The sequence below is a fragment of the Wolbachia endosymbiont of Drosophila nikananu genome (assembly GCF_028981865.1).
In the GTDB taxonomy this organism is placed as follows: domain Bacteria; phylum Pseudomonadota; class Alphaproteobacteria; order Rickettsiales; family Anaplasmataceae; genus Wolbachia; species Wolbachia pipientis_B.
Map to the genome: position 1 here is coordinate 31,336 of NZ_JAPQLL010000070.1, position 11,186 is coordinate 42,521.

Consider the following 11,186-nt stretch of genomic DNA (forward strand, 5'->3'; position numbering starts at 1 on the left):
AACAAGGAAAAATCTTGTTAAACCTGAAAGAAACTATTTTATCCAGTGCTATAACAATTTTTAAATATAATTTATTAAGAAGTATTTTTGCAGTTATAACCGGACGCTCAATGGTGCTAGAGTGCCCGTTTGGGAGCATGGTTTTGGAGGAACGGTTAAACCACTGATGGAGTCTATTACGACTACCTCGATTAGAAGATTGTATAATCTAACCGTCCCAAGCTTAAATACTTCTTCATTATAAGTTATAGGAGGTCAATTACAATGACAAAAAGTAAATTAGAGGTAATGAATCCTGATGCAGCAGGGATAGATGTTGGTTCGGCTGTACATTATGTATGTATACCCGAGAGAAGAGATGAGCAACGTGTTCAAAAATTTGGCTGCTTCACTGAAGACCTTCATAATTTAGCAAGGTGGTTAAAAAAGTGTAAAGTTACAACCGTAGCGATGGAATCAACTGGTGTATATTGGATTCCTTTGTTTCAAATACTGGAATCTTACGGTTTTGAAGTTAAGTTGGTAAATGCGCGACATGTAAAAAATGTACCTGGGAGAAAGTCAGATGTTCAGGACTGTCAGTGGTTACAACAACTACATAGTTATGGATTACTCCAAGGGTCATTTAGGCCAGATAGCCAGATATGTGTATTGCGTAGTTACGTGCGACAACGTAAGAACCTCACTGAAAGTGCATCTACACATGTTCTGCGTATGCAGAAGGCATTAATTCAAATGAATATACAACTGCATAGAGTTATAAGAGATATAACAGGAGTAACTGGTATGAAAATTATCAAGGCTATAATTAAAGGCGAAAGAGATTCTGGGAAATTGGCTCAATTCAGGGATGCACGAATAAAAAATGATCAGTCTACTATAGCAAAAGCGTTAGCTGGCGATTATAGAGAGGAACATGTATTCACGCTAAAGCAAGAATTTGAACTATATAATATTTATCAAGAAAAAATAGCAGAATGTGATAGAAATATTGAGGTCTATTACAAAACGTTTGAAACAAAATCTAACGAAAGTAAACAGTTGAGTAAGGAAAAGAATAAGCACAGAAAAAGTAAGCCTGACTTTGCTTTGCACGAGGAACTGCACCGAATAACTGGTATGGATTTTACTAAAGTTCCAGGGCTTGATATACTAAGTATACAGACTATAATTTCAGAAACTGGTATAAACCATAATAAATGGTCAACAGAAAAACACTTTTCATCGTGGTTAGGACTCAGCCCTGCCAATAAAATTACAGGAGAAAAAGTGTTTAGCACAAGAACGCGTAAAGTCATTAATCGTGCTGCGAATGCATTTCGAATGGCTGCTAATTCTGTAGGAAATAGTAAAAGTTCATTGGGTGCATACTACAGGAGATTAAAAAAACGATTAGGAGCACCAAAAGCAATAACAGCTACTGCAAGAAAAATAGCATGCATATTTTATAGTATGCTCAAATACGGACAAGAATATGTAGAAAAAGGAATGGAATACTATGAAACACGATATAAGGAGAGAGCTGTAAAAAATTTGATCAAAAAGGCACGAGAATTTGGCTATACTTTAGTGCAACAAGAGGAGCTAGTTAAGGAAGTTTCTTAGAAGATTAAATATGAAGTTTAAAACTCCGCTGTCAACTTCCTGCAAAACTAGTGAAAACCAAACTTGCTTAAAACCACTTAATTAGTTATAGTTATAAGTTTGAGATACAGTAAAATGATGGCTTTTGTCCCTTTGATTATTTTTTTAATCTTGTACCTTGGAAGTGGTGCTTATTTTTCTTTTATCGGAACTGATAATCCACTTCATCAGGTTTCACCAGTAATCTGCTTATTACCAGCACTATTTTTTGCTGTCTCACGTGGTACAAATAAAATTCAGCATAACATCGATACTGTTATCGAGGGCATGGGTGACAAAAGCACCCTTACTATGTGTTTAATTTTTCTATTTTCTGGAGCATTTTCTGCGGTTACTCAATCAATTGGTAGCGCAGACACTGTTGCTAATTTAATTCTTAATTTCCTTCCAGCAAGATTACTGCTGCCTGGAGTATTTTTGGCTTCTGCTTTTATTTCAACTGCAATTGGCACATCTATAGGAGTTGTTGCGCTGATGGTGCCTATAGCTGTTAATCTGGCAAAAAGTGGAGCTTTTGGTCTTGAAATAGGAACTGCAACTGTAGTAGGTGGTGCTGTATTTGGTGACAACCTTTCGATGATATCTGATACCACCATTGCATCTGTTTCTTCACAAGGAGCTTCAGCAAAAGATAAACTTAAAATAAACTCTAAGGTTGCATTTACTGCAGGTATTACAACACTCACCTATCTGGCAGTGATTTCAAGTAGTACAAAAATTATTTCTATATCAAATTTAGATTATTATTCTATAATAAAAATTATTCCTTATATTTCTTTAATAATCATGGGGCTGCTTGAAGTCACCACTTTAGTAACAATAACTGTAAACATAATTATTGCTGGTGTACTAGGAATAGCTTTTTTTGACTATGCTATCATTCAATTCCCTCATGACGTGTATGACGGTTTCAAAAAAGTAAACGAAATAGTGATGTTTGCGCTATTTATTGGTGGTTTGAGCCATATAATGTACAAACAAGGTCAAAAAGCGTTGCATAAACTCATCGATGAAAGCAATATCACAAAAACTAAAGCTGAATTTGTGATAGCAGGAATTGCGTCTATGTTTACTACCTTAGTTGCCAATAATACAATTGCTATTTTACTAAGTGGTGGCATTGCAAAAAGACTCGCACAGAAACACAATATTGTACCATACCGCAGTGCATACTTATTAGATGTTTTTGCTTGTGCTACAAAAGGCATCTTACCTTATGGTTCCCAACTATTGCTAGCAGGAAGTATAGCTTCTGTATCACCTGTTTCTTTATTAACAAAAGTACATTATTGCTTTATTTTAGCAGCAGTTACAATAGGCGAAATAATCATCAACAGCAGAAAAGAGAAACATTGTGCGGCTGCAACTTAGAGTTTCTCTTTTTTTTACCCATAAGAAACGGAATTACTTGACAAGCTTCGCCAGCCCCCTTATCATGGAGGTGAAGCTATTTATTTATCTTCTCTGTACAGATTAAATGACAAAAAAACTCACGTATCTGGCGTCTCATGTTTAATTTTTTGCACTATGTGCACCTTATGTCTTTATAAAATTTCTACCTACATAAGCTGAAACGCGCTTATAAAGCGTTTAAAACATAAAAAAACGCCAACTTAAAAAATGGATAGTGAATAACTAGCTACCCTAGGGTTTCTTTTGCCTTTTTTTCTGTTTAGTAAATTTTTTAATGTTTATAGCTAAAGGTTAGTTGCAGTTTAAATGCAGCTGAGTCGCGGTTACTAAGTGTTAAAAACATAAAAAAACGCCAATACAGAAAATAAACAATGACTAGGGTTTCTTTTGCCTTTTTTTTATTTGGTAAATTTCTTAATATTTATAGCTAAACGATAACCGTCATCCCGCAGCGGGATCTCTTGTTAGCGGATGAGATACCGCGAATGAATCGCGGTATGACGGTTCGTGGCGGTATGACGGTCTGCGGCGGAATGACGGTTAAGCAATTCGTCATCCCGCTACTTGTTAGCGGGATCTAGAGATACCGCGGCGGTATGACGGTTAAGTAGTCAGTGCTTGACACAGTTGTCTAAGTGAGGAAAGTCACCAGTGGTTATATTATCGCTATATTTCTCACTTACCCAACAAACTTAGATTTTATGCTAAACTGTGCTGCCACTAACTTTGCAACCGGTACTCTATAGGGTGAGCATGAAACATAATCCACCCCTGACTTGATGAGAAACTCTATAGATTTTGGATCTGCTCCATGCTCTCCACATATACCCAGCTTTATTCCTTCTCGGGTTTTTTTACCTCTTTCAATGGCTATCTTGATTAACTCCCCTACCCCTTCGGTGTCCAGCACTTCAAATGGATCATTGTCAAATATATTGCTTTCCTTATAAGAATCGAGGAAATTAACTGAATCATCTCTTGAAAGTCCCATGGTTGTTTGCGTTAAATCATTAGTGCCAAAACTAAAAAACTCTGCATGTTTTGCTAACTTATCAGCAATCAGTGCTGCTCTTGGTAGTTCTATCATCGTTCCAATTGAATAAGCCTTGTCTGATGTCATTCCAGCGCGCGACGCTGGAATCTGCATCTGGATCTCAGCTGAGATGACAGAGGATTCTTTCTTTGCTAGCTCGCATATCAGAATAAATTCTTTCTCATTCATTATAAAAGGGATCATGATCTCAGGCTTGATTTCTACACTTTTTTCCTTTTTTAGCTCATTTGCAGCACTAAGTATTGCCCTAATCTGCATGCTATATATTTCAGGATGAGAAATGGCAAGTCTACAACCTCGATGGCCAAGCATTGGGTTCTTTTCTGATAACTGTGCTATTTTATTTTTTACTGATTCAACTGACTTATTGAGCGATTTAGCAATTTTTTCTATAGTAGACTGATTATTGGGTAAAAATTCATGTAAGGGTGGATCAAGCAACCGTATAGTGACTTCCCTGTCCTCCATAATAGAAAATATTTCTTTGAAATCAGACTTTTGCATTTCTTCCAGTTTAATGAGCGCATTTGCCCTTTCATTTTCATCGTCAGCTATTATCAACCTTTGAATGAATTCGATTCTATCGCTAGCAAAAAACATATGTTCTGTGCGACACAAGCCTATACCTTCTGCACCGAATTCTTTCGCAATTTTTGCATCTTTTGGGGTGTCAGCGTTTGCTCTCACTTTGATCGTTTTGATTTCATCTATCCAGTTAATTATTGTTTTGAATTCTTGCGATAATTCAGGTGAAATTGTAGGAAGAATGCCAAGCATAACCTCCCCTGTTCCTCCGTTGATAGTAATTGGTTCACCTTTCTTTACTTTTGTATCCCCTACAGAAAAGAAAGTTCCATCTTTATCGATATAAAGTCCACTTACACTGCAAATGCATGGCTTACCCATTCCACGGGTTACAACAGCAGCATGCGAGGTCATCCCTCCCCGTGCTGTTACTATGCCACTTGCAGCATTCATTCCATTAATATCTTCAGAACTCGTTTCTGACCTTACTAAAATCACTTTTTTACCCTGCTCTGCAGTTTTTTCAGCATCACTTGCACTAAACACTACATATCCAGAAGTAACCCCTGGAGAAGCAGGTAGTCCCTTCCCTATTACTTTTTGGTCACTCTTGGCGTCAAGAACTGGATGCAATAAATTGTCAAAAGTTTTTGGATCAATTCTCAATATTCCTTCTTCTTTTGTAATCGTTCCTTCGTTTACCATATCAACTATTATGCGAATAGCAGCTTCAGCCGTGCGCTTGCCAGACCTAGTCTGCAAAATCCATAACTTACCGTCCTGCACAGTAAATTCAATATCCTGCATGTCTTTATAATGACTTTCAAGTTTTTCACATACTGCGCATAATTCCAGGTAGACACTTGGCAGCAACTTCTCCATGGTGTTTTCTTGCTCTCCGTCAATTGGCATAGGAGTATAAACACCAGAAACCACATCCTCACCCTGAGCATTAACCAAAAACTCACCGAAAAGCTTTTTTTCTCCAGTTGAAGGATTTCGTGTAAATATCACACCAGTTGCAGAATTATTATTCAGATTACCAAAAACCATTGCTTGCACGTTGACCGCTGTTCCAAGGTTTTCAGGAATGTTATGTATTCTTCTATAGGAAACAGCCCTATCATTTTTCCAAGAGGTAAATACTGCATTAACTGAGTTTAACAATTGCTCTTCAACGTTCTGCGAAAAATGTTTCTCAGTTTTTTCATATACTATCCTTTTGAAATTGTTAACAATTCTCTTTAAAACATCAACATCAAGATCAGCTAAGCTTTTTGCTCCACTCTTTTGCTGCTTATTATCAACAACATCTTGAAATAGGTGATGGTCAAGCTGTAGTACAACATTGGAGTACATCATGATGAAACGGCAGTAGCTATCATAGGCAAAACGTTCTCCACTTTTTTTTGCAAGCCCAATAACTGTTTCATCATTTAAACCAACATTTAAAATAGTATCAAGCATGCCCGGCATTGAACTAACACTACCAGAGCGTATTGAAACTAATAAGGGGTTATTTAAATCCCCGAATTTACAACCGATGTCATTTTCGAGCATCGCCATGTAGTTTTTAATCTCGTTACATAGGTCATTAGACAATTCATTATCCTGACAGTAGGCCTGACAAACAGAGGTGGAAATTGTGAAACCAGGTGGAACCGGAATGCCAACATTGCACATTTCTGCTAAATTTGCCCCCTTTCCTCCCAGCAGATTTTTCATTTCTGCATTGCCTTCACACTTGTTCTGGCTGAAGTAATGTATTAACTTTTCCTCCATCATTTTCTCCGGATTTTCACTGATAAACACATTGTACACATAGTTCCAATAAACCTGTGAGAACTTGAAACCTTAGGATAATAAATTTTACACAATTTGGCAACAATGTTTCTTCTGGCAACATCAGTAAAGTTAACAAAAAAGATGACAAATTATTGAATTATTATCAATAAGAATATATAATATAAAGATACATTTAAAAATTTTTTTATGGCTCTTTCTAAATTTCTCGACCCCAAGAATGATGTTGCGTTCCGGCGTATTTTTGGTACTGAAAAAAATAAAGACATCCTCATTCGCTTTCTCAATGATATTTTGGGGTTCACTGGCAAAGATGAAATAAAAGAAATAGAATTCCTCAGCACTATTCAAGATGCTGAAATTGCCTCTAAAAAACAAAGTATCGTTGATGTTCTTTGCAGGGATGAAAATGGGGTGCAAGTAATAGTCGAAATGCAAGTTGCCAAAACTAAAGGCTTTGAAAAACGCGCTCAATATTACGCTGCTAAAGCTTATTCAAGGCAAGCTGATAAAGGTGATCAATATCAGGATCTTAAAGAAATCATTTTTATAGCTATTGCTGATTGTATTCTCTTTCCTAATAAATCTGAGTATAAGTCAGATCATGTAATGTTAGACAAAGATAGCTATGAACATGATTTAAAAGATTTTTATTTTACATTTATTGAGTTACCAAAATTTCCTAAAACTAAAGAAGACCAATTGGAGAGTATAGTTGAAAAATGGATCTATTATTTTAAATATGCAGATGAAACTAGCGAAGAAGAATTGGAAAAGATAATAGGTAGTGATGTAATAATTAAAAAGGCATATGAAGAACTAAATAGATTCAACTGGTCAGAGAAAGAATTTATTGCCTACGAACAGGAAATAAAACGTATTCGTGATGAACGGGCTGTTCTTGAACAAAAACTTGATGATGCTAAAAAGGAAGGAAAAATTGAAGTTGCAAAAACAATGCTAGCTAATAATGTTGATGTCACCACTATTGTTAAGTTTACTGGCCTCTCCATGAGTGAGATCAAAGAATTGCAGAATTAAGTGGACCCGCAAACGGTTACACGAAATAATGCTGCAGCCTGACCAGATGATAAGTACATTTAGCCTATTTATCTTTATACTTTCATGCCAATTTTATAAATCAAATTTATTTCTGTGAGCAGCTACAATTTAAAGACCTTGCTTCATCAATGTAATGGAACAAAACCTTTTTAGTAAGTTCAAAACCTTCTAAAGTCTCTCCTTCGCATCTTGCTGTAATGCAGTTTTGCGTATTTGATACCCTAAGAAGCCACCAACCTTTATTATCGGTTACCTTAACACCATCAAGATCTGAAAATACAATATTTTGTTGCTCTAGTGTTTTCTTTATTGATTCAATTATTTGAAATTTTTTCTCATCTTTAACTACAATCTTCACTTCATGGGTGATATATAACTTTGGTAAATCCTTAATCATCTGAGATAGGCTTTGGTTTTCCTTAAGTAAGATATCAACGGCTTTAACAGCAGAATACAGCCCATCATCAAAACCCAGCTCAGAAAAGAAAAAATGCCCGCTTAATTCACCGGCAAACTTTGCCCCTTCCTCTACCATCTTTTTCTTAACTAGTGAATGTCCAGTAGCGCAGGTAATAACTTGCCCTCCTAACTTACTAACAAAATCATGCACTTTCATACTCATTTTTACGTTGGCAATAACTTTGCTTCCTGGATACTCCTTCAACACTTCACGTGCAAAAATTATAAACAAATGATCATTGGAAACAACGTCGCCTTTATTATCAATTAAGCGCACCCTATCGCTATCGCCATCTAGCGCAATGCCAAGATCACATCCATATTCTTTCACAATGTCAATTAATTGAGCGAGATTTTTTTCCTCTATGGGATCTGGATCATGCAGTGGAAATGCCCCATCTATAGAGTTATTGGTTACGATATGCGTATGACCAGGCAAGATCTTTTCAATACACCTTATAATTCCACTTGCTGGACTATTTCCACAATCCCAGGCTATTTTTAATTTCTGTGTAGTATTATTCTTCACTGTACTTTTTAATACGCGAATGCACTCACTATATATATTTATGTTAATTAAGCTTCCAATTCTTGTACTGTCTTTAATTGGATTGCTTATAATTTCCTTTGTTTCTTGATCTGAGAAGACTTTTTTATTACTAAAAAATTTAAAGCCATTATATCCGCTGGGGTTATGAGAGGCGGTTATTATGATACCAAGATCTGCCTGTGTGATTTGTGTTGCAGCGTAGAGCATAGGTGAAGAGCATAGTCCAACGCGTATAACATTTGCTCCAGATAAAGTTAAGCCCCTAATTAATTCTCTTTCTATACCTGGTGAATCTATTCTGCTGTCGTAGCCGACACAAACACTAGCTACGGTTTGGCCAAACTTTCTACCTATCTCGTACCCATCATTAATCTGCAAATCTTTGCCTACTATACCTCTAATATCGTATTTTCTTATAATGGTATTGTCCATACTGCACTGCTTAAGGAGTAACTACTATATAACATAATGGACAAGTGCTCAAGTTTCTTCTTTATTTACCATACAATTAATTAATTTTTAAATTAAAATTATTAATATTTAAATATATTCTCTAATAAATATAAAATTATGCCAAAGGAGAACGAAAATGTATTTATAGCTGAGAGTCAAAGTTTAAATGTAGATGAACAGCAGAAAAAGGATATTTTAGATGTGATTGAATCCTGCAGCAGCTTTCAGGAGACTATAAAACAATTAGAGAAAAAAAACTTAATCTGGTACTTTATTGGTCCTTTACTACAAGATAAAGACATTAAGGAACAAATGAGCTCAAAGTGGAAGACAGATTTCCAAAAATTTGAGCAATCAATAAACACAACGCATAAAGAACTTAAGTCGTCTCTGCCTGGTCGAAATTTCTTAGCGTATTCAACAAAAGATAATGACTTCAAAATTAGATTTGAAAATGAAGAAAAACCAATAGAAATTAGCAATATTTTAAGAGCCAGCAGAGAAGGTAAGGTTTATAACATATCTTTAGGGGAAGATAGTCAAATAACTGCGACCAAAAAAGGCAGCGAAAGGCACTATGATTTTACTGGTTCAAGCTCATGTGAAATGACCATTAACTGGCAGGCTAAAGATTCTGAAGGTAACAGCATAGATTGTAGCATGACTGTAAAATTGGATTCTGGTGGTATACAGAGTGTTATTGGTGAGCCAAAGTTTGGTGATTTAAAGTTCACACCAGAGGAGACAAAAGATAAAATATTAAAATTAGTTGAGCAGAATAAAGAAGTTTTTATCAATGGAAAAACTCTGTACAAAGCTTTTACTGACATGGGCCAAAGTGTCGACAACACACAAGGCCCATCATCGCAATTGCCTATACTAAGTAGCAGTGCACCTTCTTCGCGTAGAAGTTCTTTGTCTAGTGTTAGTGAATTTAGTGATGAAGATGAAATATTTGAGGATGATATGTCTAGTGATGAAGAAGAGTATGAACAAGAAGGATTAGAAGATAAAGTAGACAAAATTATAAATGAAATTGAGGAATTAGAGGAAGAAAAAGAAACATTTGCTAAATATTTTGCAGCGCAGGCAAAACAGCTTGAGGATCTAAGATTAGAACGTAACTCCTTAAAATCCACACTTGCGGAACTTGAAGAGAGTTATAAAGAAAAGGAAGACATATTACAAGAAGAGCTGAAGTCTGTCAAAGAGAGTCTAGAGCAACTGCAGAACATATTACAGCAGGAAAAAGGTCAGGCAACTCAAACTGAAGTTGAATATGAAAGTAGAGGAACAAGCATGCAGCAGCAAGACCAAGGCATACAAGCTGTAAACAACAACTCAAGCAGAATAGCTAGTGGGTTAAGACAAGAAAACAAAAATTTGACTAGAGACAAACTAACTATATCTGAACAATTAAAACAAAAAATAAGAGAGATTGACGAGTTAAAGAAAAATTTAAAGCAATTACAAGAAGAAAATAAACAGCTAAAACAAGAAGTTACTAAAAATGCAGGAGTTGATGCATCATCTTCAACAGGTCAAAAAGAAGCTAAAGAAGCAGAAGTTATACCGCAAAACATTATGGATTGGCCTGTTCCAATTCCAGACGATAAACCGGAAGAGCAGGAAACTCCATTAGAGCCAATCAAGGTAAATACAGAATTATCAGATCCAAAATTAATCTCTGCTGAGGTTTCGGAAAAATCTCCTCCTCTTTCAAAATGATGAGTTTTTGCTTCTATTGTTAACTATAGCTAAGACGTCATACCACCGCGAACCGTCATCCGCCACGAACCGTCATACCGCGATTCATTCGCGGTATCTCTTAGCCGCTAACAAGCAGCGGTATGATGATTCTTCAAATCGTCAAGGTGTCATCCAAGTAGCCTTCTCTTCCTGTCATCCCAGTGCTTGACACTGGGATCCAGAAGACGTAATTTCAACCAAGTGGCTGCATAATAAAGGCTGGATTCCAGTGCCAAGCACTGGAATGACACCTGTAGCCCTACGTCATACCGCGGTTCATTCGCGGTATCTCAGCCGCTAACAAGAGATCCCGCTAACAAGTAGCGGGATGACGAATATACCGCCACGAACCGTCATACCGCGATTCATTCGCGGTATCTCAGCCGCTAACAAGAGATCCCGCTAACAAGCAGCGGGATGACGGTTGTCGTTTAGCTATAAATATTTAAGAAATTTACCAAACGAAAAAAAAGG

At 36.3% G+C, this 11,186-nt stretch carries 6 protein-coding genes; 4 read left to right on the forward strand and 2 right to left on the reverse strand.

From position 1 onward, the window contains the following. The first annotated feature begins 258 nt into the window (after positions 1-258). Entirely contained in the window at positions 259-1,605 is a 1,347-nt protein-coding gene (locus OZD67_RS05385; RefSeq protein WP_182184072.1) for an IS110 family RNA-guided transposase, read from the forward strand. A 114-nt stretch (positions 1,606-1,719) separates the two neighbouring features. After that, positions 1,720-3,015 carry a Na+/H+ antiporter NhaC family protein gene (locus OZD67_RS05390; protein WP_182183401.1) on the forward strand — a complete coding sequence of 432 codons (1,296 nt, stop codon included), beginning with the start codon at positions 1,720-1,722 and terminating at the stop codon, positions 3,013-3,015. A gap of 721 nt (positions 3,016-3,736) precedes the next feature. Here the strand turns inward: OZD67_RS05390 and ppdK are convergent. Further along, a complete protein-coding gene (gene ppdK, locus OZD67_RS05395; RefSeq protein WP_182184077.1) occupies positions 3,737-6,418 on the reverse strand; it encodes a pyruvate, phosphate dikinase in 2,682 nt (893 codons plus the stop codon). Positions 6,419-6,628: 210 nt separating this feature from the next. Between ppdK and OZD67_RS05400 the strand changes: the two genes are divergently transcribed. Further along, positions 6,629-7,480, forward strand: coding sequence for an Rpn family recombination-promoting nuclease/putative transposase (locus OZD67_RS05400; RefSeq protein ID WP_182183402.1), 852 nt, complete (start codon positions 6,629-6,631; stop codon positions 7,478-7,480). Between the two features lie 106 nt (positions 7,481-7,586). Here OZD67_RS05400 and OZD67_RS05405 read toward each other — a convergent pair whose 3' ends face one another. After that, entirely contained in the window at positions 7,587-8,942 is a 1,356-nt protein-coding gene (locus tag OZD67_RS05405; RefSeq protein WP_182183404.1) for a phosphomannomutase/phosphoglucomutase, read from the reverse strand. 138 nt (positions 8,943-9,080) lie between these two features. On the opposite strand from OZD67_RS05405, the gene OZD67_RS05410 reads away from it, so the two are divergent. Next, entirely contained in the window at positions 9,081-10,691 is a 1,611-nt protein-coding gene (locus OZD67_RS05410; RefSeq protein WP_259346649.1) for a hypothetical protein, read from the forward strand. Positions 10,692-11,186: the final 495 nt, after the last annotated feature.

Bases quoted from the DNA above. Each gene is read 5' to 3' on its own strand.
- OZD67_RS05390 (WP_182183401.1), top strand. From the start codon at position 1,720: ATGATGGCTTTTGTCCCTTTGATTATTTTTTTAATCTTGTACCTTGGA.
- ppdK (WP_182184077.1), bottom strand. From the start codon at position 6,418: ATGGAGGAAAAGTTAATACATTACTTCAGCCAGAACAAGTGTGAAGGC.
- OZD67_RS05400 (WP_182183402.1), top strand. From the start codon at position 6,629: ATGGCTCTTTCTAAATTTCTCGACCCCAAGAATGATGTTGCGTTCCGG.
- OZD67_RS05405 (WP_182183404.1), bottom strand. From the start codon at position 8,942: ATGGACAATACCATTATAAGAAAATACGATATTAGAGGTATAGTAGGC.
- OZD67_RS05410 (WP_259346649.1), top strand. From the start codon at position 9,081: ATGCCAAAGGAGAACGAAAATGTATTTATAGCTGAGAGTCAAAGTTTA.